The sequence below is a fragment of the Streptomyces sp. ITFR-21 genome (genome assembly GCF_031844685.1).
GTDB lineage: Bacteria > Actinomycetota > Actinomycetes > Streptomycetales > Streptomycetaceae > Actinacidiphila.
Genome location: NZ_CP134605.1, coordinates 3,784,391 through 3,805,529 on the forward strand (window position 1 = coordinate 3,784,391; position 21,139 = coordinate 3,805,529).

Sequence of the window (21,139 nt, forward strand, 5' to 3'; positions counted from 1 at the left end):
TCCTCGTACGGGCGGGCTAGCGGCGGATGCCGGTCGCGAACGGCAACGTGTTCACAAACGCCCGGTGGTGCTCACGATCGCACCATTCAAGCTTCAGATATGACTTACCGGCGGACGCGCGGATCGTGCGCTTGTCACGCGCCAGCGCTTCGGGGGAGCGCGAGGAGACCGTGATGTAGCCGACGATGTTCACCCCGGCGGCGCCGCTGGCCAGGTCCTCGCCGCGCTGGTCGATCCGCCCGTGGTGGGCGACGTCGCGCGGGTCCACCACCCGGTTCATCTTCGCGGCGCGGCTCGCCTCGGCGTCGTCGTTGGTCTTCTCGGTCAGCATCCGCTCGATCGCCACGTCGGTGGGTTCGAGGTCCATGGTCACCGCGACCGTGCGGATCACGTCGGGGGTGTGCACCAGCAGCGGTGCCAGGAAGTTGACGCCCACCGGGGTCATCGGCCACTCCTTGATCCAGGCCGTGGAGTGGTGCCAGGGCGCCCGGGTGCTGGACTCGCGGGTCTTGGCCTGCAGGAACGTCGGGTCGGTGGCGTCGAGTTCGGCCGGCCAGGCGTTGCGGCGGGTCATCGCCTGGATGTGGTCTATCGGGTGGTCCGGGTCGTACATCGAGTGCACCAGCGACGCCAGCCGGGCCTGGCCCAGCGGCTGCCGGACCCGGATGTCGGCCTCGGCCAGCCGGGCGCAGATGTCGTTGAGCTCGCGGGCCATCACCGCCGCGAGCCCGGCGTCCTTGTCGACCTTCTGGCCGTGGACGGCGGTGGCGCGGGCCATCGCGTTGCCCTCGGCGGCCAGCTCGCGGGTGAAGTGCATGCAGGCGACGAGGTAGGCGCGGTGCTGCTCGGAGGAGGTGGACACCATGGACTGCAACTGCTCGTAGGAGTCCTTGAGCCACCGCTCGGCGTCCGGGTCGCCGCGCTGGGCGACGTCCTTGGCGTGCGCGTCGGGGTCGGCGGGCAGGGTGCGGGCCAGCATCTGGAGCCGGGTCACGAAGCCGTCCCCGTTGGCCACGTGCTTCAGCAGCGTGCCGAACCGCTCGACCAGCGCCTCCTGGTCCTCGCTGTCGCGCAGCCCCACGCCCGGACCCTCGATCTCGATGGCCGCGGTGACCGTGCGCCGGTCCACGTGCAGCAGCACCGCGATCTCGTCGGGGCCGAACGGCGCCGACAGCCAGCTGATCCGCCCGATCCCCGGCGGCGGCCCGACCTCCACCTCCCGCCCGTCCAGGCCCACACCGGCCTCCTGGACGGCCGAGCGGTAGGCGGGGGTGGTGCGCAGGGTGCGGCGGTAGGTGCGGTTGATCTCGAACCAGCGGTAGAACGTACGCCGCCGGTAGGGCATGTACACCGCGGCCAGCGCCAGCATCGGCCAGCCGACCAGGCCGACGATGCGCAGCAGGAGTATCGGCATCAGCAGGCCGAACAGCATGCCGAGGCCGGCGCCGGCGATGATCAGCGCGATCTCACCGGTCTCCCGGTTCTTGCCCACGATCGCGTTGGGCCTGGCCTTGCCGATCAGATAGGTGCGGCGCGGCTGGGTGAAGGGCTGGGTCGTCACCGGCGATCACCTCCCTGCGAAGTGCCGTTGTTCGAGCCTGGTGCGCCGCCTCGGGGGGACCCGGGGCCGTTGCGGAAGGGGGAGCCGCTCAGCGGGTTGCCGCCGCCGCTACCGCTGCTGCCGCCGGAGCCGGTGCCGGCGCCGCCCGGGGAACCGCCGCGGCCGCTGTGCGCGGCCATGCCGCCCGCCATCGGGTTGCTCGGCACGCCGCCGCCCTGGGCCTGCTCCTGCGGGCCGCCGCGGGCGCTGTGCGTCTTGATGCCCTGCTTGACCAGGGCTGCGGGCGAGGAGATGACCGCGGCGGCGCCGCTCTGGCCGCCGGCGGACTTGCGGCTGTTGCGCAGGTTGACGACGTCGTCGCCGAAGCCGGGGACGAAGCGGTAGATCATGAAGCTGGCGAAGATCGCCAGCAGGATGATGGCCAGGCCCGACACCACGGCGGAGAACGCGTCGGGGCCGTCGTCGCTGGACGACAGCGCGCCGGCCAGCCCCAGCACGATCACGATCACCGGCTTCACCATGATCACGGCGATCATGATCCCGGCCCAGCGGCGGACGTTGTGCCACATGTTCTTGTCCACCAGGCCGGCGTACACCGCGGTGCCCAGCAGCGCGCCCACGTACAGCAGGGCGGCCCTGATCACCAGCTCCAGCCAGAGCACGCCGGCGGCCACCACGGACACCAGCGACACCAGGATCAGCATGATCGGTCCGCCGCCGATGTTGTCGCCCTTGGTGAGGGCGCCGGAGAACGAGCCGAAGAACACGTCGGTGTTCGACTTCGTGCCCGAGGAGATCACGTCGGTGACGGCGTCGGTCGCCGAGACCACCGTGTACAGGATCAGCGGGGTGAACGCGGAGGCCAGCACGGTCAGCCACAGGAACCCGACGGCTTCGGTGATCGCCTCGGTGAGCGGCACACCGCGGACCGCCCGCTTGGCCACCGCGAGCAGCCACAGCACCAGCGTCAGGATCGTCGACGCGGCGAACACGACGGCGTACTGCCGCAGGAACGCGGTGTTGGTGAAGTCCACCTGGGTGGTCTTGGTGACCGCGGTGGACAGCTTGTCGATGGTCCATGACGCGGCGTCGGCGCAGCCTTTGCCGAGCGAGGTGAGGGGGTCCAGGGAACTGGTCAGGCCGTTGGTCCCGCCGCCTCCGCTGCCGCTGCGGCCGTTGTCGTTCTCGCAGAAGTCCTTGGCGGAGCCGACGAGCAGCCGGCACGGGTCGGGGGCGTGAGTGTTCTTGCCGACGGAGGGGACCGGCGTCGGCGTGGCGGCCAGTGCCACCGTCGGCAGCGCGGCCAGGACGGCGGTCATGACGGCCACGGCGGACCAGCGGCGGCGACCAGGGGGCGGACCCACGAAGGAGGGGTAGTGGTCGGCGGGGCCGACGCGGGGGCCGCGCGGGACGGCGGGGGCGACGCGACGCTCGCCCCGGGAGCCGCGTGTGCGGCCCGGTGCGGCGGTGCGACTGCCCGGCATGGGTCGGCTACCTGGCATAAGTGAAGCCTCCGTAGTCCCGTACGGCGCCGGCGATCTCGTCCGCCGTGGCGGCCCGGTCGTCGCCGCCCACCGGTGCTGGCCCATCCTTCTGGCTGGAGGACTCGATCTTCCAGTCCCCCTCGACCCATACAAGCTTCTCGGTGGTCGTGAACCACGCACTGCTGACCGGGTTCGTCGACCCCTGGCCGGCCAGGCCGACCAGGTCCGTGCACCACACCTCGACGGTCACCGCGTCGGCCGCCTCCGCCGTCACCTTGGTGCCCACCGGCACGGTCCGGGAGACGAAGGTGAGGCCGCCTGGCGCGGTGCCGTCGGCGTTGAGGCCGAGGGACTTCAACGCGTCCCCCGAGTACGCCTGGTCCAGCGCGCTCTGTAGCCGGGGCGTGACCGCGGGGTCGTGCACTGCCGCCACGATCTCGTGCCGTCGTGCTGTGTTGAACATGTCCACGCCGCCCAGCGCCACCGCGTAGTTCGCCGCTGCCGACTGCGCGCCCTGGGGGTCGTGGGCGAAGCCGGAGGGGATGCCGGTGGCGGACTTGCCGGTGACGGGGCGTTCGCCGGAGGGGGCGGTGGTGGAGGGCGCGGAGTGGGCTCCCGAGCCGGTGCCGGTGCCGGTGCCGGTGCCGGTGCCGGAGGGGGCGCCCGAGGCGGTGGAGGGTGAGTCGTGGCCGCCGCGGTTGGCGAAGGCGATCGCGGCGATCAGCAGCACTATGACGCCCACCACCGTCACCAGGGCCCGCCGGGGCTGGCCGCGGCGGCCGGCTCCGGCGTGGGCTGAGCCGTGCCCCTCGGGCATCCTCGTCCGGGTGGGAGGCCCGTCCTGGCCGAGACTCATCGCGCCGTCGCCCCCTGGGGCCCCGCGGGCACGCCGGAGCGGCGTGTGCCGCGGACGGCACCGCTGCTTGGTCGAGTGGGCATCAGCACGCAGCCTCGGAAGGGACGGTGGAGCCGGGGACGGACTCCGGGACGGGAGCGTCGGTGGGTGTGGTCGGGGATCGGGCGCCGGCCGGGGCCGGGGTCCGGCGGGGCTAGACGGCCATCCCGTACACGATGGTGAACAGCGTGCCGAGTGAGCCGATGATGAACACGCCGGTCAGTCCGGCGATGATCAGGCCCTTGCCCTGCTCCGCGCTGAAGGTGTCGCGCAGTGCCGTGGCGCCGATCCGCTGTTTCGCGGCGCCCCAGATCGCGATGGCCATGCACAGCAGGATCGCTGTCGCCATGACCACTTCGATCATCACACGTGCCTCGTTGCCCAGGGAACCGAAGGGTCCCCAGTCTGGGGCGATGCCACCGATGATGGTGTTGATGTCGCCCTTCGCGGCTGCCAAAAACATGTAACTCACCACCCCGCTCGATCAGTTGGCTCCCTCGCCGGGGCGCAAGGGGCCAGGACCCAGTCTGACGGAGGATTCCGCTGTTGCATGTCGACTCGGCGACTTTCTCGGCGGATCGTCCGTGGAAATCGGTCCGCAGCCGTCAGACTGGGGGCCGGACCGGTGTTCGAAGGACGTCGTCGACTACTCTGTGTATCACGAGTGTGACCATAGGGCAACGATGGGAACGTACGACAACGCACGGGACCTCCGGCGGCGAACGCGAACGGAAGGGGACGGGCGACCGTGCGCAAAGTCTGGCTCACCGTCATCATCGGCGCGGGCCTGTGCCTGTCGTTCCTGGCGCTGCTGGTGGTCGGCACGTTCTCGGCCGCCGCGGACCTGGCCAGGAACGGCGCCGGGGCGGTCACTCTGGCCAAGGGTACGGTACCCGCCGTCTACCAGCCGATCGTGCTCAAGTGGGGCAACCTCTGCCCGGCGCTCAACCCGGCGCTGCTGGCCGCCCAGCTCTACCAGGAGAGCGGCTGGAACGCGCAGGCGCAGAGCGGGGCGGAGGCCCAGGGGATCGCCCAGTTCATCCCCGGCACCTGGGCCACGCACGGCGTGGACGGCAACGGCGACGGCGTGGCGAACGTCTGGGATCCTGAGGACGCGATCCCGTCGGCGGCCTCGTACGACTGCGAACTGGCGTCGTACGTCAAGAACGTGCCGGGCGACAACACCGACAACATGCTCGCCTCCTACAACGCGGGCGCGTACGCGGTGATACGGGCCGGGGGCGTACCGCCGTACGCCGAGACGCAGCACTACGTGAAGATCATCCGCACCCTGGAGAAGAGCTTCGCCGCGCCGGTCGGGCTGGTGGCGCCCTCGCAGCAGGCCGCCGCCGCGATCTACTACGCGCAGCAGCAGCTCGGCAAGCTGTACCTGTGGGGCGGCGAGGGCACGGCGGCGCAGGGCGGGCGGTTCGACTGCTCGGGTCTGACGCAGGCGTCGTACCACTCGGTCGGCATCGAGCTGCCGCGTGTCGCCAACGACCAGTGGAACGCGGGGCCGCACCCGAGCCGGGCCGATCTGCTCCCAGGGGACCTGGTGTTCTTCGCGTACGACCTGGACGACCCGCGGTCCATCCACCACGTGGGGATCTACGTCGGCGGCGGCTACATGATCGACGCGCCGCACACGGGGGCGGTGATCCGGTTCGACCGGATCGACTCGCCGGACTACATCGGGGCCACCCGGGTCACGCAGGCGGGCGCGGAGGCGCTGCCGACGGCGGCGGCCTGAGGGAGGCCGCGGGCCGGGTCCGGGGGCAGGCCGTCCCGGGGGCGTACGGCCCGGCGGTCGCGGCTCCCGCGCGGGGTCGCGGGCCGGGTCCAGGACCCCGGGTCGGCTTCCGGGCGGGGCGGGGTCGCGCGGGCGGCGCGGTCCGCGGGTTGCGGACCGCGGACAGGCTGTCGGGCCGGGTCCGCTGTGACGGATGCGATTGGTGAGGTCGTGGCCCAAGCCTCGCCGGGCGGGGGTGATTTGCCCCTCTGCCCTGGTCACCCTTGCATAACAGCATGGTGATCATCTGGCGAAGACCGGAACGCCGCATACCGCGCCGGCGGTTGTACGGGTGAGAATGGCACGGGACGCAAGCGACGGGGGTTGCGGACGAGCCCGAACCGCACCGTCAGTCGTAGGTAAGGGGCACCACCGCCATGGCAGAGGTCGCAAACGACAGCGTGAACCCCGACATCGGCCTGCTCCGCGACATCAACGGCCTCGCCGAGCGGGCGCCCCACGGCGTCGACCGCGCCGTGCAAATCCTCGGCGACCACGGGCTGATCGCCCTGGTGGCCCTGCTCGCCGTCTGCTGCTGGTGGCGCGTCGCCCGCCGCTGCGCCGACGCCCCCGCCGCCGTCGCCGGCGTGCTGTGGGCCCCGCTGGCCGGCGGCCTCGCGCTGCTGCTCAACATCCCGATCCGCGGTTTCGTGCGGCGCCCCAGGCCGTACACCGAGCACGACGGCCTCGACGTCCTCGCCCGCGGCGGCCACCACTTCTCCTTCGTCAGCGACCAGACCGCCCTCACGGCCGCGGTCGCCGTCGCCCTCTTCATGGTCAGCCGCCGCCTGGGCGCCGTCGCGCTGCTGGCCGCCCTCGCGGAGGGCTTCACCCAGGTCTACCTCGGCGCCGACTACCCCACCGACGTCGTCGGCGGCTTCGCCCTCGGCGCGGCCACGACCCTCCTGCTCGCCCCCCTCGCGCTGGCCCTCCTGACGGCCCTCACCACCGCCCTGGCGACCACCCGCCTCGCCCCCCTCGTCCGGGCCCGGACGGCCCGCGCCGCCGTACCGCCCCCGCAGGGCGACGCGCCGACGCAGCGTCAGCGGGCGGAGGACAACGGGCTGGCGGCGTAGCCCGCCCGCTCACCCGGCGCGGCCGGCGCGCCGCCGGGCCGGCGGCCTGACGCCGGGTGAGCGGGCCGGGATCCCCGCGCCCGCGCCCGGTGGGGGCGGTGCGCGGCGTCCGGCGTGTCGGCGTCCGTCGTGACGCGAACCGTACCGATCGAGGATCGCCCCTACAGCCCCATCCTGCGCGCCGGTAGTGTCAAGGCCCACCGCAACCGACCGGAACCGGACGACTCACGGGGGATTCCGCAGTGACCCGCTCTTCCCTGCCCATCGCCGTCCCCCTGGCCGCCGTCGCGGCCCTCCTGCTGACAGCCTGCGGCGCGGGCGCCTCGGACACCTCCGACAAGATCCAGCCCCCGCCGCCGCCCCGCACGACCACCCCGCCCCCGCCGGCGGCGCCGACGACCGCCGGGGCCGCGGTGCCCGACGCGCCGACGTTCGCCCTTCCGCCGGACATCACCGTGGAGTTCAAGGGGTTCGACGGAACGGCCGAGAACAAGGCCGTGCTCCAGGACGCCGTCTACGCGGCGAAGTCGGTGCTCGAACTGGAGGCGAGGACCCGCTCCAAGGCGACGTCGAACTTCGCCCGATTCTTCACCGGCGAACGCGGCGCGGCGTACGCCGACGCACTGATCGGCCAAGGCAAGGACGGCGGTGTCATCACCGGCACCTACCGCTACTACAGCTCTGCGGTGAAACCCCTGCAAGGCGGGAACCTCCAGGTCCAGTACTGCGAGGACCAGCGCAAGGCGTACGCCAAGGACTCCAAAACGGGCAAGGTCGGCGTCACGACGCCTTCGGCGTCGGACTTCCGCCTGTGGACACTGCTGATGTCGAAGTCGCCGTCCGGCGAGTGGCACGTTTACGACCACACCTGGATCAAGGGGGCGAAGCAGTGCGAGGTCGCCTGAGGACCCGGCTTGTCCGCGGTGCGGTCGTTGTGACGGCGTGCCTCGCCATCCTTGTCTTGGGGGTTGTGACGGCGTCCGCCGGAGACGGCAAGGACCAGGGCGGCAGCACGACCACCGACACCGGCGGCGGTGGCACGACGTTCTACTCCCGTGTGACGTACACCCACAGGGGCGACGGGAACGGCGGCAGCTTCCAGTGGATCGTCTCGTCCGACGCGAACTGGACTCCGCCGGTGTGCTGGTACGAGAGCATGACGCCGGCGGATTTCCAAGCCGAGATCGAGCGGCGGTACTACACAGCCGGCAACGACGGCGCCGACTCGGTCTACGACTACTACTACCAGGTCCAGTCGAAGCTGAACGAGGTCAAGTACCACCAGGGGGACGACGGCAGCTGGTGGGTCCTGGTCTGGGACGAGAAGGTGCTCAACCGGCCCCACGCGCCGATGTGCCCCTACGACCAGGGCTGGTTGTGGCAGGGGCCGGGGGACCCGCCACCACCGCAGCCGGTCAGTCCGGCGCTTCTCGCGCAGGCCGCGTACGGGCAGATGACCCTCCCGCCGCGCGAGGTGGCGCTCAGCCCGGTGGCGCAGAACCAGAAGGTCAACCTGCCCACGTATGTCAGCTTCGACGACGGCATCCCGCAGGCGTCCGTCACCGCGCAGGTCGGGCCGGTCGCGGCGACCGTCATGGCGGTCCCGTACAGCCTGCGGGTCGAGGCCGGTACGTCGTACGCCCAGCCGGGCAGCTGCGACTACGCGTTCACCCCCTCCGGCCGCAGGTACGTGGTCGACAGCGCCGACGAGCCGTGCAATGTCACCTACCAGAAGGCGACGTCCCCTGGCGGGACGTACCTGCTCCAGGCACGGATCACCTGGCGCGTGACGTGGACGCCGACCGCGACCCCGCAGCCCGGCGGCCGGGCGATGAACGACGGGTTCTCCGACTCCCGGCAGGCCGTCAGCGTCCAGGAGATCCAGACCGTCAACCGCTGAACCCCGGGGGCCTCACAGCGCCTGCGGAAAGGTGAAGAGCCGGTTCGGGTCCAGGCGGGACTTGAGGGCGGTGAGGCGGGGGGCGTTGGGGCCGTAGTAGGCGGTGCGCCAGGTGGGGAGGGTCGGGTCGGTGTAGTTCTGGTAGGCCGCGCCGGAGGCGTAGCGGCGGAGGGCGGCGTGGGTGGTGTCGAGCCAGGAGGTGGTGGAGAGGGCGTCGGAGGCCAGGTACTGGACGAGGACGCGGGAGGTGCGGTGGGGGAAGGCCGTGGCCGTGGGGGCGGGCCGGTTGACGGCGCCGCCCAGCGCGGTGAGGGCGATGCTTCCGGCGCCGCCGCCGGACTGGTTGGCCAGCCGCTGGGCCTGGGTGAGCAGGGTGTCGACGCCGGAGTCCGGCAGCTCGGTGTCGTAGAAGTCGGAGCGGGCGGTGTAGGTCTCGCGGCCCAGGTGCCCGGTCGGCGACAGGTGGCACTGGGCGGCGGACAGGCCCGAGCAGCCGGCGTAGGAGAACATCGCGTCGAGGAACTCGTGCGGCCGTAGCGAGACGGTGGCGGCGGGGCCGGGCCCGCCGGGGGCGTCGGCCAACCGGTCGGCCGCGGCGGCCAGGTCGTCCCGGGAGCCGGTGGAGAGCATGGCGACGGAGACGGCCGGGGTGCCGCCGGGCGCGCAGTCCAGGTGCAGCGCGGACCAGATGTGGTCGGGCTGGTCGGGGCCCCAGCGCTGCCAGGAGCGGACCACCGCTGCGGCCCGGCTCCACGGCCAGGTGAGGTAGCCGGTGACGACGTCGGGCGTCGGGTGGGTGGCGAAGCGCAGCGAGGTGACGACGCCGAACTGGCCGTTGCCCGCGCCGCGCAGCGCCCAGAAGACGTCGGGTTCGGCGTCCGCGGAGACCTCGTGGGTGCGGCCGTCGGGCGTGATCAGGGTGGCGCCGGTGAGGTTGTCGCAGGTGAGGCCCATGGAACGGCTCAGTACGCCGTGGCCGCCGCCGAGCGTCAGCCCGGAGATGCCGACCGAGGGGCAGGAGCCGCCGGGAACGCAGCGGCCCTGGTCGCCCAGGGTGCTGTAGACGTCGATCAGTCTGGCGCCGGCGCCGATGGTGGCGGTGGTGCCGTCCAGGCGGACGGCGTCGAGCCGGGAGACGTCGATGATCAGTCGCCCGTCGCCGCTGGACCAGCCCGCGTAGGAGTGGCCGCCGCTGCGGACCACCGGGACGGTCCCGGTGCGGGTGGCGAAGTCCAGGCAGGCCCGGATGTCGTCGGCGCCGGTGACGTAGGCGATGCCGGCCGGGCGCAGGCCGTCGTAGCGGGCGTTGTAGAGGCGGTGGTCGGTTTCGTACCCGCTGTCGCCGGGCCGTACCAGGTCGCCGTCGAGGGCGGAGGCGAGCGCTTTCCAGTCCGGCCGGACCCGGGTGGGGGTGGCGGTGGCGGGAGGCGTGGCGGGGCGCGTGGTGGCGGGGGCCGGATCCGCCGCGGCGGCGGAGTTCTTGGCGTCGTCGGCGCCGCCGCCCGTGCAGCCGGCCAGCCAGGCCGCGGCGAGCGCGCCGCCGGCCTTCAGCGCGGCACGCCGCCGCGGCGGCCGGCGCACCGGCCGCTCTATGGGGGGCTGCTGGTCCGCCGCCGTCTCGTTCACCGTGCTCCACCGCCGCATCGCGTATGGGGCCTGGCCGGCCCCTGGGTCGGGTGCGTATGTGTCCTGCTGCTCCCGCGCACCTTTGGTAACCCAAGACGACGCAGCGGGTGCTCCGGTTGCGCTGATCTGCGCGGATGGCGAGCGTACCCGTCGGCGTGGAGCCGGCCGCCGGCCGGGGTCGACCGCCGACCCGGCTCGGGCCGCCGGTCCGCGTTGCGCCCTCCCCGGCCGCGGCGCCGCGGGGTCAGTCGCCGGCGTGCTCCGCGGCGTCCCGGCGGGCGCGCGTCCTGGCCCGCCGGGACCAGCCGCGCCAACCGCAGGTGCAGCGCGCGGAGACGAAGGCGCCGCTTTCGGCGAGGGAGGTGCGGTGCGCCGTCCCGGTCCCGGTCCCGGCTCCGGCCGGGCCGCGGCCGTCCGGTCCGGTGGCGGGAGCGGCGGGAGCAACGGAGGCGGCCACATTGCGCACGCCTCCGCCGTAACGGGCGTGACGGCGTCCTCAAGACCGTCGTTAGCCGGATGAGGTCTCAGCCGGTCGGCAGGCGGCGCCGGGCGGCGGCCGTACAGGGATGGGTGAGTGATGGTGGCGGCGATTCCCACGGGGACGAGAGCGGCGCGGACGGTGGCGCCCGGCCAGGTGGCGGCGGAGCGCCCGGTGGCGGGCGGCGGCGGGACGAGCGGTCCACCGGACACTCCCGCGCGGCCGGCGGCCCCTTGGCCTTCGAGCCGGGCCGCCGCGTCCGAGACCGGTACGGGCCCTGGCCGCCGCGCCTGCTGGAGCGCCCCCGCGGGCGACGCGCGGACGCCACCGGCCCCTGCCCCGGCGGGGGCCGACAGGCGTACGCCGACAGCCTTCGCGACCCTTCCTGCGGCCCCCGCTGCCCCGCCGCCAGCCCTCGCGACCCTTCCGGCCGCGGCTGACGGGCGTACGGCCGGCGCCCGCGCCCACCGGGCAGCTGCTCCCGCCCGGGGCGCCGCCGGCCTCGCCCTCGCCGCGGTCACCGCCGCCGCCCTCAGCGGGTGCGCCGGCAGCGGCGGCGTCGCGCAGGCCCAGGAAGGGGCGCCGGGGGAGGCGGCGGCCAGGGCGGTGGAGCAGGCCGCGGACGCGCTGGTACGGGCGGGCAGTTCGCGGGTGAGCACGTCGATGCGGATGGCCAGCGGCGGCACGTGGCTGACCATTACCGGGATCGGCGGGTTCGACTACGCCCGGCGGCAGGGGCAGTTGACGCTGGAACTGCCCGAAAACGCGGTGGGCTCCGAGGAGCACAAGCCGATCACCGAGCTGCTGACGCCGGGCGCGCTGTACATGAAGGACCGGGGCGCGGGGGTGCCGGCCGGCAAGTGGGTGCGGGTCGACACCACCCGGCTCTCGGACGGCAACCTGGTGACCGGCGGCGCCACCGAACCGCTCGCGGCGGCCGAACTGCTGCGCGGCGCGCAGGCGGTGGCCCTGGTCGGCGAGGAGACCCGCGACGGGGTGAAGGTGCGGCACTACCGCGGTACCGCCGACATCGCCCGCGCCGCCCTGGCCGCCCCCGCGGCCGACCGGGCCCCGCTCCTGGCCGCCGCCAAGGGCTTCACGGTGACGCGGGTGCCCTTCGACGCCTGGCTGGACTCGGCGGGCCGGCTACGGGAGCTGAGCCAGCGGTTCACCTTCACTACGGCGGCCCCGGACCGGAGCGGGGAAGGGACGTCCGGCGCGGCTGGCGGGGACGCGGCGGCCGGGGAGGCGGGCGGCACGCCCGGCGGCGAAGGGGCCCCCGGAGCGGAGGGCACGGACGGCGCGGAGGGCGCGCGAGGCACGGAGGGCACGCGAGGCACGGAGGGCACGGAAGGCACCGGTGGCGGCGCCGGCCCGCGCGGTGCGAAGAGCACGCCGGGCCCGCGAGGGACACCGGGTACGCGGGCCCTCGAAGCGCCCGCCACCGGAGCCACCGGCACCCCCGGCAGGGGGCGGCGCGGGGCCGCTGACGCGGAGGGGACGGCCGCGCGGACGGCCGGATCGGGTCGGCGGGCCGGCCGTGATGTGACGGTGGTCTCCACCACTCGCTACGACCGGTTCGGCGCCCCGGTGCCCGTGATCATGCCCCGGCCTGGGGACATCTGGACCGGAAAGATCGTTTCCGCTCAAGCGCGGTAAGGGTCCCGCCGGATCGGGCCTCAACGAAATGGCCCATCCGTGCCATGCGCCGGAGCACGTATGGTCCCTACGCTGGAGTAGGCCGCGGGGGTCTGGGGCGAGTCGTGAGCGAGGAGGTGGTGCGCGCATGGTGCCGTCGCCCGGAACTTCGGTGCAGGACGATCCGGTGGCCCTGGCCGAGATCGAGCTGTGCGGTGAGCTGATGATCGCCGCGTCCGCCGCCGACGAGGACCGGCTCAGCTTCGCCCGGATCGACGAGGTGCTGGAGGTCGCCAGGACCGTGTCCTCGACCGCCTGCTGACCGAGGGGCGCCCTCGGGCCCGTCCCCGGGGGCCGCGCGAGGTCAGGTCCGCATCATCCGGGCTATCGCGGCCGTGGCCTCCGCCACCTTCTCGTCGATCTCCGGGCCGCCGCCGCGGGCCGCCGCCGCGACGCAGTGCCGCAGGTGCTCCTCCAGCAGTTGCAGCGCGAAGGACTGGAGGCCCTTGGTACTCGCCGAGACCTGGGTGAGGATGTCGATGCAGTAGACGTCCTCCTCGACCATCCGCTGCAGGCCCCGGATCTGGCCTTCGATCCTGCGCAGCCGTTTGAGGTGGGCTTCCTTGTCATGGCTGTAGCCATGCGGTCCGTGCGGCTCCACAATCTCCCCCGCGACGCTTTCCGAGGTCATCCGGCCTGCCCGCCCTTCTGTCCCGTTATACCCCCGATGGGTATAGCTTACCGAATCGATACCTTGTGCGAGGCATCCCCCGTCAGGGGCATTCGCCTCATGGGCGACACTGGGTGACACCGGTCAGCCGTGGCCGGATGATGCACCTAGCATCGAACGAGACCGAAACCGAGCACCCCGAGGACCTCAACGTGCGCTTTCGTCTGACCCCAAGGGAGACGAGCTTCTACGACATGTTCGCCGCTTCGGCGGACAACATCGTCACCGGTTCGAAGCTCCTGATGGAACTGCTCGGAGCGGACTCGGCCACCCGGACCGAGATCGCGGAGCGTATGCGGGCGGCGGAGCACGCGGGGGACGACGCGACGCACGCGATCTTCCACCAGCTCAACTCCTCCTTCATCACCCCTTTCGACCGTGAGGACATCTACAAGCTGGCCGGTTCGCTCGACGACATCATGGACTACATGGAGGAGGCCGTTGACCTGGTCGTCCTCTACAATGTCGAGGAGCTGCCCAAGGGGGTCGAGCAGCAGATCGAGGTGCTGGCGCGGGCCGCGGAGCTGACCGCGGAGGCGATGCCGAACCTGCGCACGATGTCCCACCTCACCGAGTACTGGATCGAGGTCAACCGGCTGGAGAACCAGGCCGACCAGATCCACCGCAAACTGCTCGCCCAGCTCTTCAACGGCAAGTACGACGCGATAGAGGTGCTCAAGCTCAAGCAGATCGTGGATGTCCTGGAGGAGGCGGCGGACGCCTTCGAGCACGTGGCGAACACCGTGGAGACCATCGCGGTCAAGGAGTCCTGATCTCCGTGGACACCTTCGTGCTGGTCGTGACCGTCGGCGTCGCGCTCATCTTCACCTATACCAACGGCTTCCACGACTCGGCGAACGCCATCGCCACCTCGGTGTCCACCCGGGCGCTCACGCCCAGGGTCGCGCTGGTGATGGCCGCGGTGATGAACCTGCTCGGCGCGTTCCTCGGGCAGGGGGTGGCCATGACCGTCATCAAGGGCCTGATCGTCACTCCGCACGGCCGCTCGGGCATGGGCGTGCTGTTCGCGGCGCTGGCCGGGGCGGTGCTGTGGAACCTGTTCACCTGGTACTTCGGGCTGCCGTCCAGTTCCACCCACGCGCTGTTCGGCGGCCTGGTGGGCGCCGCGCTGGCCGGCGGGGTGGGCGTGTACTGGTCGGGCGTGGTGGACAAGGTGGTCGTGCCGATGTTCGTCTCGCCGCTGGTCGGTTTCGTGGTCGGCTACGCGATCATGCTGGCCATCCTGTGGTTCTTCCGGCGGGCCAACCCGCACAAGGCCAAGCGGGGCTTCCGGATCGCCCAGACCATCTCGGCGGCGGCGATGGCGCTCGGCCACGGCCTGCAGGACGCGCAGAAGACGATGGGCGTGGTGGTGCTGGCGCTGATCATCCACGACCCGTCCACCGGCGACGGCATCCCGATCTGGGTGAAGCTGGTGTGCGCGGCGATGATGTCACTGGGCACGTACGCGGGCGGCTGGCGGATCATGCGCACGCTGGGTCGCCGGATCATCGACCTGGATCCGCCGCAGGGCTTCGCGGCCGAGACCACCTCCGCCGGCATCCTCTACACGACCGCGTACCTCTTCCACGCGCCGGTCTCCACCACCCATGTGATCACCTCGGCGATCATGGGCGTCGGCGCCACCCGGCGGGTGAAGGCGGTGCGCTGGGGGGTGGCCAAGAACATCGTGGCCGGGTGGTTCATCACCATGCCGGCCGCCGGCCTGGTCGCCGCCGCCGGGTTCTACCTGATCCGGTTGGCCTTCGGCTGATCTGCGGATCAGGCCCCGCCTCCCGGTGGGAGGCGGGGCCTGCGCGCCTTGCGGTGGCACCGCCATGCAGCACCGCGCGGCGGTCTCGGTCACCCGAAGCGGCCGGAGATGTAGTCCTCGGTGGCCTGGACCGACGGGTTGGAGAAGATGCGCTCGGTGTCGTCTATCTCGATCAGCTTGCCGGGCCGGCCGACCGCCGCCAGGTTGAAAAAGGCGGTACGGTCCGACACGCGGGCGGCCTGCTGCATGTTGTGGGTGACGATGACGATGGTGAACCGGGTCTTGAGCTCGCCGATCAGGTCCTCAATGGCGAGGGTGGAGATCGGGTCGAGCGCCGAGCACGGCTCGTCCATCAGCAGCACGTTCGGCTCGACCGCGATGGCGCGGGCGATGCACAGCCGCTGCTGCTGGCCGCCGGACAGGCCGGAACCGGGCTTGTTGAGGCGGTCCTTGACCTCGTTCCAGAGGTTGGCGCCCCTGAGCGACTTCTCGACGATGCCGTCCAGTTCGCCTTTGCGGCGGATGCCGTTGAGCCGCAGGCCGGCCGCCACGTTGTCGTAGATCGACATGGTGGGGAACGGGTTCGGGCGCTGGAAGACCATGCCGACCGTGCGCCGCACCGTCACCGGGTCGACCCCCGGGCCGTACAGGTTCTCGTCGTCCAGCAGCACCTTGCCCTCGACGCGGCCGCCGGGGGTGACCTCGTGCATGCGGTTCAGGGTGCGCAGGAAGGTGGACTTGCCGCAGCCGGACGGGCCGATGAAGGCCGTCACCGAGCAGGGCTCGACGGTCATCGAGATGTCGTCGATGGCCTTGTGGCTGCCGTAGAAGGCGGAGAGGCCGCTGACGTCGATTCGCTTGGCCATGGGAACTCACTTCTTTTCTGCTGATGGCCGCGTCCGCGACCGGCCGCACGGCTCGGGAGCCGCTTATCGGGACTTGGGCGCCTTCCAGCGGGCGATGCCGCGGGCCACCAGGTTCAGGATCATCACGAAGGCGATCAGCACCAGGGCCGCGGCCCAGGCGCGGTTCCAGCTCGCGTCGTTGCCGTTGCCGTACTGCTGGTAGATGTAGAAGGGCAGCGACGACTGCGGGCCGCTGAACGGGTCCGTGTTGATCAGGTTGCTGCCGAACACCAGCAGGGCGATCGGGGCGCTCTCACCGGCGATACGGGCGATGGCCAAAACCACACCGGTGGTGATACCCCCGACCGCGGTCGGCAGAACCACCTTGACGATGGTGCGCCACTTGGGCACGCCCAGCGCCAGGGCCGCCTCGCGCAGCTCGTTGGGGACGAGCTTGAGCATCTCCTCGGTGGAGCGGACCACGACCGGCATCATCAGGATGGTCAGGGCCAGCGAGCCGGCGAAGCCGGACTGCGGGGCGGAGCCGACGAGCACGAACCAGATCGACAGGATGAACAGGCCGGACACGATCGAGGGGACACCGGTCATCACGTCGACGAAGAACGTGACCCACTTCGCGAGCGCGCCCTTGCCGTACTCGACCAGGTAGATCGCGGTCAGGATGCCGATCGGCGCCGCGATCACGGTGGCGATGCCGACCTGTTCCAGGGTGCCGATGATGGCGTGGTAGACGCCGCCGCCCGGGTCGACGGTCAGCACGTTGTTCATCGAGTGGGTCAGGAAGGTGACGTCGAGGACCTTCACGCCCTCGCTGATCGTCGTCTCGACCAGCGAGTAGAGCGGGATGACCGCCAGCACGAAGCTGGCCCAGACCAGGCTGGTGGCCGTCCTGTCCCTGGCCTGCCGGCGGCCTTCGACCCGGGCGGTGATGAGGTAGGACCCGGCGACGAACAGCAGCAGGGCGATCAGGCCCCACTGGATGTGGCTGTCCAGCCCGGCGCCGGCGCCGATGGCGCAGGCGACCGCGATCGAGCCGACGGCGGTGGCCAGCGGCGCCCAGCGCGGCAGCCGCGCGGTGGCCAGCGGCTTGGCGGCGGGGGGGTTGGGCGCCGGCGCGGCGTCCACGGCGGTCTCACTCATGCGTTGGCCCCCGAGTATTCCTTCCGGCGCTGGATGATGACCCGGGCGGCGCCGTTGACCAGCAGGGTGATGACGAACAGGACCAGGCCGGAGGCGATCAGCGCGTCGCGGCCGAACTCGTCGGCCTCACCGAACTTGGCGACGATGTTCTGCGAGAAGGTGCCGCCGACCGGGTCCAGCAGGTGCGCGGACAGCTGCGGGGAGGCGGACAGCACGGTGGCGACCGCCATCGTCTCGCCGAGCGCGCGGCCCAGGCCCAGCATGGACGCGGAGATGATGCCGGAGCGGGCGAAGGGCAGCACCGACAGCCGGATGACCTCCCAGCGGGTCGCGCCGAGCGCGATCGCCGCCTCCTCGTGCATCTTGGGCACCTGCCGGATGACCTCCCGGCTGACGTTGGTGATGATCGGCAGGATCATGATCGCCAGGAGGATGCCGACGGTGAACAGCGAGCGGGCGGAGGAGTTCGGGTCCTGCTTCGCGAAGATGACCGTCCAGCCGAAGTACGTGTCCAGCCAGAGGTTCAGCCCGTGCAGGTGCGGCACCAGGAAGAGGGCGCCCCACAGGCCGTAGATGATGCTGGGTACGGCGGCGAGCAGGTCGATGACGTACGCGATCGGCTCGCCGAGGCTGCGCGGCGCGTAGTGGGTGATGAAGAGCGCGATGCCGATGGCTATCGGGACCGCGATGACCATCGCGATGATCGAGCTGACGATCGTGCCGTAGGCCAGCACGGCCACGCCGAAGACCGGCGGGTTCAGGCTGGCGTTCCACTCGAAGGTGGTCAGGAAGTTTCCGTGGTCCTCGGAGATCGCGCTCACCGCGCGAACCGTCAGGAAGATCGCTATCGCGGCCACGACCACGAGCAGGAGGACACCGGAGCCACGCGACATGCCGGCGAAGATCCGGTCGCCGGGCCGGGTCACGGCCTTGATGTGGTGTGGCGGTGCGGTGGGAGGCGGTGTGGTTATCGTCATGGGAACTCTCCGGTCTGGGTGGGAGAGCGGAACGGCTCCCCCCTGCGGCGGTGCACCGGATGCGCGGCGGGTCCCGCGGCCGGTGACCGGCCGCGGGACCCGCCGGCTGTGATCAGGAAAGGGCGGCGACGGTGGAGCGGACCTTCGTGGCGATCTCGGCGGGCAGCGGGGCGTAGCCCGCGGCCGTCAGCTGCGACTGGCCGTCCTCGCTGGAGATGTAGTTGAGGAAGGACTTGGTCAGCGGCAAAGTGCCCGGCTTGTTGCCCTTGTCGCAGGCGATCTCGTACGTCACCAGGACGATCGGGTAGGCGTTGGCCGCCTTGGTGGTGTAGGCGGCGCCCAGGTCGAGCGACAGGTCGGAACCGGTGCCGACGACCTTCGCGGAGGCGATGCCCGCGGAGGCGTCGGCGGAGGTGGCTTCGACCGGCGCGGAGGCACCGGTGTCGATCTTGACCGTCTTGATGCTCTCGGCGGTCGCGTAGGACAGCTCGAAGTAGCCGATGGAGCCCTCGGTCTGCTTGACCAGGGCGGCCACGCCGGAGGACTTGGCGGCGGCCTGGCCGCCCTTGCCCGCCCACGCCTTGGCGTGTTCGTAGGGCCACGCGGACGGGGCCGCGCCCTTGAGGTACTTGGTGAGGTTGTCCGTGGTGCCCGACTCGTCCTGGCGGTGGACGGTCTGGATCTTGGTGGTCGGCAGGGTGGCGTCCGCGTTCAGCGCCTTGATGGCCGGGTCGTTCCAGGAGGTGATCTGCGAGTTGAAGATCTTGGCCAGGGTGGGCGCGTCCAGCACCAGGCTGTCGACGCCGGGCAGGTTGTAGCCGATGGCGATCGGTCCGCCGACCATCGGGATGCTGATGCCCTCGCCGCCGGCGCAGACCTTCTTGGAGGAGGCCACCTCGGTGTCCTTCAGCGGGGAGTCGGAGCCGGCGAAGGCGTCCGTGCCCTGGTTGAAGTCGACGACGCCCTCACCGGAGGACGACGTCTTGTAGTTGATCGTCGCGCCCGGGCAGGCCTGCTGGTAGTTCTTCACCCAGGACTCGATGGCATTCTGCTGGGCAGAGGAGCCGGAGGCCAGGATCTGGCCCTTCTCACAGGAGATCGCCGACGCGTTGGAGGCACTGCTGCTGGGCTGACCGGCGCTGGTGCCGGGGCTCGACGAGTTGCTGTTGTCGTCCGAACCGCAGGCGGTCAGGACCAGCGCGCCGGTAATCGCGACCGCGCCGACGGTCAGGACCCGGAGCCCGCTCTTACGCTGAAGCTTCACCTTCGTGTGTTCCTTCCGAGAGCCCGCCGGTGGAACGGCGAAGCAGAGGGCTGGTCTGTCTGCATCCACCCGGCGAATGGTGCTCACCGGTAAGGCCGAAATTAGGCAGATCAGGTGAAGCGACCTTCGGGAGATGGTGAACGTAGGGTGAACCTCGTCTATCAGGGTGGTGGCGCACTCCGTGGATCTTGTTCGGTACGTCGCGAAAGTGACCTACGCGGTCAACGGAAAAGGCGCGGTGACGACGGGATCACGACCCGATCACGGGAGTCACGGGCGGGTCACGGTCGGCGGCCCGGCCGCAACGGGGAGCCGGCCGGCGGGTGTCGGGGGGCCCGGAGGCGGACGCCGGGTGCGCCCGGACGGCGTTCAGCCGGCGAGCGTACGCAGCAGGGCGTCGACGAGCGGTCGGTCGCGGTCGTGGGTCAGGCGGTGCCGGGCGGCGGCGGCCGGCAGCCACACCATACGGTCCACCTCGCGGCTGACCGCGAAGGCGCCACCGGTGGCCTCGGCGGCCCAGTACCTGACCTCTTTGGGGCGGCCCTCGACCACATAGCGGGTGGTCGGCAGCGGCGCGCCGAGCACGCACTCCATGCCGGTCTCCTCACGGGTCTCCCGCAGCGCCGCCGCCGCGGTCTCCTCGCCCCGCTTCAGCTTGCCCTTGGGCAGACTCCAGTCGTCGTAGCGCGGGCGGTGGATCAGCGCGATCTCGACACCGCCGCCGTACGGCGAGCGGCGCCACAGCACCACCCCCGCCGCGCGGACCGTCGCCGGGTCCGCGCCGCCGAAGCGCCGTTCGTCCGGCCGGGTCATGCGCCGCGTGCCTCCGGGGGCCGCTGGGCGACCGGCGGGCCGGGCCGGTCCCACAGCCGGGAGAAGGCGAAGCGGGCGGCCTCCACCTCGTGCCGCTGGTCGGCGTGCAGCACGCCCAGCGCGTAGGCCGTGGCCGGGGCGATCCGCGGGGTGCGGGCGGCGGCGGCCACCGCGGCGGCCGACTCGGCGGCCTCCAGGTGCCGTTGGAGCAGCACCGCCGCCTCCGGCAGCCGCGGGTCGTCCGGCGCCCCGGCGCCCGGCACCTCGGCGGCGTAGCGGCTCAGCCGCAGCAGGACCCGCACCCGGTGCCAGGGCGCGTCCTGGAGATCGGCGGTGAGCTCGGCGCCCAGCGAGGCGCGCATCGCCTCGGCGTTGTAGGGGTCCGCCGCCCGGTGCAGCGGCAGCGCCTCGGCGGCGTCCGCCAGCCGCTGGTACGCCTGTCCGGCCAGCGGCGGCAGTACGGCGTCGGCCGGGTCGGCGCCGCTCGCCGTCAGCGGCACCTCGGAGGCCAGTACCGCGATCGCGTCGGCCAGGCCGTGGAACCGCGGGGAGCCCGTCGCCTGGAGCGTCGCGGAGTGCGCCCGGGTACGGGCCAGCGTCAGCTGACGTTCCAGCAGGGCGGCGGCGCGGGCGGCGCCGAGCGCCGGCGGGCCGGAGCCGCCGGCCGCGGCGGGATCGGGTTCGGGGGCGCCCGGCAGGGACAGCCGCCGCAGCGCCTCCAGCAGCCGGGTCAGCCGCTGCGCGTACTGCGGCTCGCGGCCCAGCGTCGCCGACAGCCAGTTCAGTTCGGCCCGCAGCGGCTCGGCCCAGCCCTGTTCGGTCAGCGGCGCGTAGGTGTGCAGCACCCCGGCTATGCGGCGGGCGCTGCCCCGCAGCAGCGGGTCCGCGTCGGACTCGCTGTCCCCGCGCAGGCCCAGCCCGCGCAGGAACGCGGTCGCCTGCTCCCGCAGGTATCCGGTGAGCTCCCCGCCCGCGCTGCGCCCCGCGCCGCCGGTGCGGGTCCCGCCGCCCGTACGGCCGACGCCGGTGCCGCGGCCGACGGCCGCCTTGGCGGGAGCCGGGCCGGCCGGTCGCCCGCCCGCTGGGTTCGGCGGGCGCCCGCCGAACGCTGTTCTGCCGCCGGCCACC

21 protein-coding genes are annotated in these 21,139 nt (G+C 72.2%); 8 read left to right on the forward strand and 13 right to left on the reverse strand.

Annotated elements, in window-relative coordinates; genetic code table 11:
* Nucleotides 1–16: 16 nt before the first annotated feature.
* The 4 genes from RLT57_RS16595 to RLT57_RS16610 all read right to left on the reverse strand — a co-directional run bounded on the left by RLT57_RS16595 (nt 17) and on the right by RLT57_RS16610 (nt 4,403).
* Nucleotides 17–1,561 (reverse strand): SCO6880 family protein, encoded by a 1,545-nt coding sequence (locus tag RLT57_RS16595; protein ID WP_311298183.1) that lies wholly within the window; start codon nt 1,559–1,561, stop codon nt 17–19.
* On the reverse strand, nt 1,558–2,880 hold the full coding sequence (locus RLT57_RS16600) for a hypothetical protein (protein WP_311300734.1): 1,323 nt from the start codon (nt 2,878–2,880) through the stop codon (nt 1,558–1,560). The genes RLT57_RS16595 and RLT57_RS16600 overlap by 4 nt, the downstream gene beginning before the upstream one ends.
* 172 nt (nt 2,881–3,052) lie before the next feature.
* Nucleotides 3,053–3,862, reverse strand: a complete 810-nt coding sequence (locus tag RLT57_RS16605) for a hypothetical protein (RefSeq protein WP_399128811.1) — start codon at nt 3,860–3,862, stop codon at nt 3,053–3,055.
* A gap of 232 nt (nt 3,863–4,094) precedes the next feature.
* Entirely contained in the window at nt 4,095–4,403 is a 309-nt protein-coding gene (locus tag RLT57_RS16610; RefSeq protein WP_093736924.1) for a hypothetical protein, read from the reverse strand.
* A gap of 285 nt (nt 4,404–4,688) precedes the next feature.
* Here RLT57_RS16610 and RLT57_RS16615 point away from each other — a divergent pair, with 285 nt between their 5' ends.
* From RLT57_RS16615 to RLT57_RS16630, 4 genes are all read left to right on the forward strand, one after another.
* Nucleotides 4,689–5,690, forward strand: a complete 1,002-nt coding sequence (locus RLT57_RS16615; RefSeq protein WP_311298185.1) for a bifunctional lytic transglycosylase/C40 family peptidase — start codon at nt 4,689–4,691, stop codon at nt 5,688–5,690.
* 416 nt (nt 5,691–6,106) lie between these two features.
* Nucleotides 6,107–6,805: a phosphatase PAP2 family protein gene (locus RLT57_RS16620; RefSeq protein ID WP_311298186.1), complete on the forward strand. Its 699-nt coding sequence runs from the start codon at nt 6,107–6,109 to the stop codon at nt 6,803–6,805.
* A 242-nt stretch (nt 6,806–7,047) separates the two neighbouring features.
* Nucleotides 7,048–7,710, forward strand: coding sequence for a hypothetical protein (locus RLT57_RS16625; RefSeq protein WP_311298187.1), 663 nt, complete (start codon nt 7,048–7,050; stop codon nt 7,708–7,710).
* Between the two features lie 65 nt (nt 7,711–7,775).
* Nucleotides 7,776–8,705: a hypothetical protein gene (locus RLT57_RS16630; RefSeq protein ID WP_311298188.1), complete on the forward strand. Its 930-nt coding sequence runs from the start codon at nt 7,776–7,778 to the stop codon at nt 8,703–8,705.
* Nucleotides 8,706–8,717: 12 nt separating this feature from the next.
* On the opposite strand, the gene RLT57_RS16635 is transcribed toward RLT57_RS16630, so the two are convergent.
* Entirely contained in the window at nt 8,718–10,331 is a 1,614-nt protein-coding gene (locus RLT57_RS16635; protein ID WP_311298189.1) for an FAD-binding oxidoreductase, read from the reverse strand.
* A 244-nt stretch (nt 10,332–10,575) separates the two neighbouring features.
* Entirely contained in the window at nt 10,576–10,797 is a 222-nt protein-coding gene (locus tag RLT57_RS16640; protein ID WP_399128814.1) for a hypothetical protein, read from the reverse strand.
* Nucleotides 10,798–11,415: 618 nt separating this feature from the next.
* On the opposite strand from RLT57_RS16640, the gene RLT57_RS16645 reads away from it, so the two are divergent.
* Together RLT57_RS16645 and RLT57_RS16650 are read left to right on the forward strand one after the other, a co-directional pair.
* Nucleotides 11,416–12,468, forward strand: coding sequence for a hypothetical protein (locus tag RLT57_RS16645; RefSeq protein ID WP_311298190.1), 1,053 nt, complete (start codon nt 11,416–11,418; stop codon nt 12,466–12,468).
* A 127-nt stretch (nt 12,469–12,595) separates the two neighbouring features.
* Nucleotides 12,596–12,769, forward strand: coding sequence for a hypothetical protein (locus tag RLT57_RS16650; RefSeq protein WP_311298191.1), 174 nt, complete (start codon nt 12,596–12,598; stop codon nt 12,767–12,769).
* A 42-nt stretch (nt 12,770–12,811) separates the two neighbouring features.
* Here the strand turns inward: RLT57_RS16650 and RLT57_RS16655 are convergent, their stop codons facing one another.
* Nucleotides 12,812–13,138 carry a metal-sensitive transcriptional regulator gene (locus RLT57_RS16655; RefSeq protein WP_311298192.1) on the reverse strand — a complete coding sequence of 109 codons (327 nt, stop codon included), beginning with the start codon at nt 13,136–13,138 and terminating at the stop codon, nt 12,812–12,814.
* A 191-nt stretch (nt 13,139–13,329) separates the two neighbouring features.
* Here RLT57_RS16655 and RLT57_RS16660 point away from each other — a divergent pair, with 191 nt between their 5' ends.
* Complete coding sequence (locus tag RLT57_RS16660; RefSeq protein ID WP_311300736.1) at nt 13,330–13,950, forward strand: DUF47 domain-containing protein; 621 nt, start codon at nt 13,330–13,332, stop codon at nt 13,948–13,950.
* Nucleotides 13,951–13,955: 5 nt separating this feature from the next.
* Nucleotides 13,956–14,951, forward strand: coding sequence for an inorganic phosphate transporter (locus RLT57_RS16665; protein WP_311298193.1), 996 nt, complete (start codon nt 13,956–13,958; stop codon nt 14,949–14,951).
* A gap of 89 nt (nt 14,952–15,040) precedes the next feature.
* Here RLT57_RS16665 and pstB read toward each other — a convergent pair whose 3' ends face one another.
* The 6 genes from pstB to RLT57_RS16695 all read right to left on the reverse strand — a co-directional run bounded on the left by pstB (nt 15,041) and on the right by RLT57_RS16695 (nt 21,138).
* Nucleotides 15,041–15,817 carry a phosphate ABC transporter ATP-binding protein PstB gene (gene pstB / locus RLT57_RS16670; protein ID WP_311298194.1) on the reverse strand — a complete coding sequence of 259 codons (777 nt, stop codon included), beginning with the start codon at nt 15,815–15,817 and terminating at the stop codon, nt 15,041–15,043.
* Between the two features lie 63 nt (nt 15,818–15,880).
* Nucleotides 15,881–16,957, reverse strand: coding sequence for a phosphate ABC transporter permease PstA (pstA, locus tag RLT57_RS16675; protein WP_311298195.1), 1,077 nt, complete (start codon nt 16,955–16,957; stop codon nt 15,881–15,883).
* Nucleotides 16,954–17,934: a phosphate ABC transporter permease subunit PstC gene (pstC, locus tag RLT57_RS16680; RefSeq protein ID WP_311298196.1), complete on the reverse strand. Its 981-nt coding sequence runs from the start codon at nt 17,932–17,934 to the stop codon at nt 16,954–16,956. The genes pstA and pstC overlap by 4 nt, the downstream gene beginning before the upstream one ends.
* A 112-nt stretch (nt 17,935–18,046) precedes the next feature.
* Nucleotides 18,047–19,198, reverse strand: coding sequence for a phosphate ABC transporter substrate-binding protein PstS (gene pstS, locus RLT57_RS16685; RefSeq protein ID WP_311298197.1), 1,152 nt, complete (start codon nt 19,196–19,198; stop codon nt 18,047–18,049).
* Between the two features lie 369 nt (nt 19,199–19,567).
* A complete protein-coding gene (locus tag RLT57_RS16690) occupies nt 19,568–20,011 on the reverse strand; it encodes an NUDIX hydrolase (RefSeq protein WP_311298198.1) in 444 nt (147 codons plus the stop codon).
* On the reverse strand, nt 20,008–21,138 hold the full coding sequence (locus tag RLT57_RS16695; protein WP_432759758.1) for a CHAD domain-containing protein: 1,131 nt from the start codon (nt 21,136–21,138) through the stop codon (nt 20,008–20,010). The genes RLT57_RS16690 and RLT57_RS16695 overlap by 4 nt, the downstream gene beginning before the upstream one ends.
* Between the last annotated feature and the right edge of the window lies 1 nt (nt 21,139).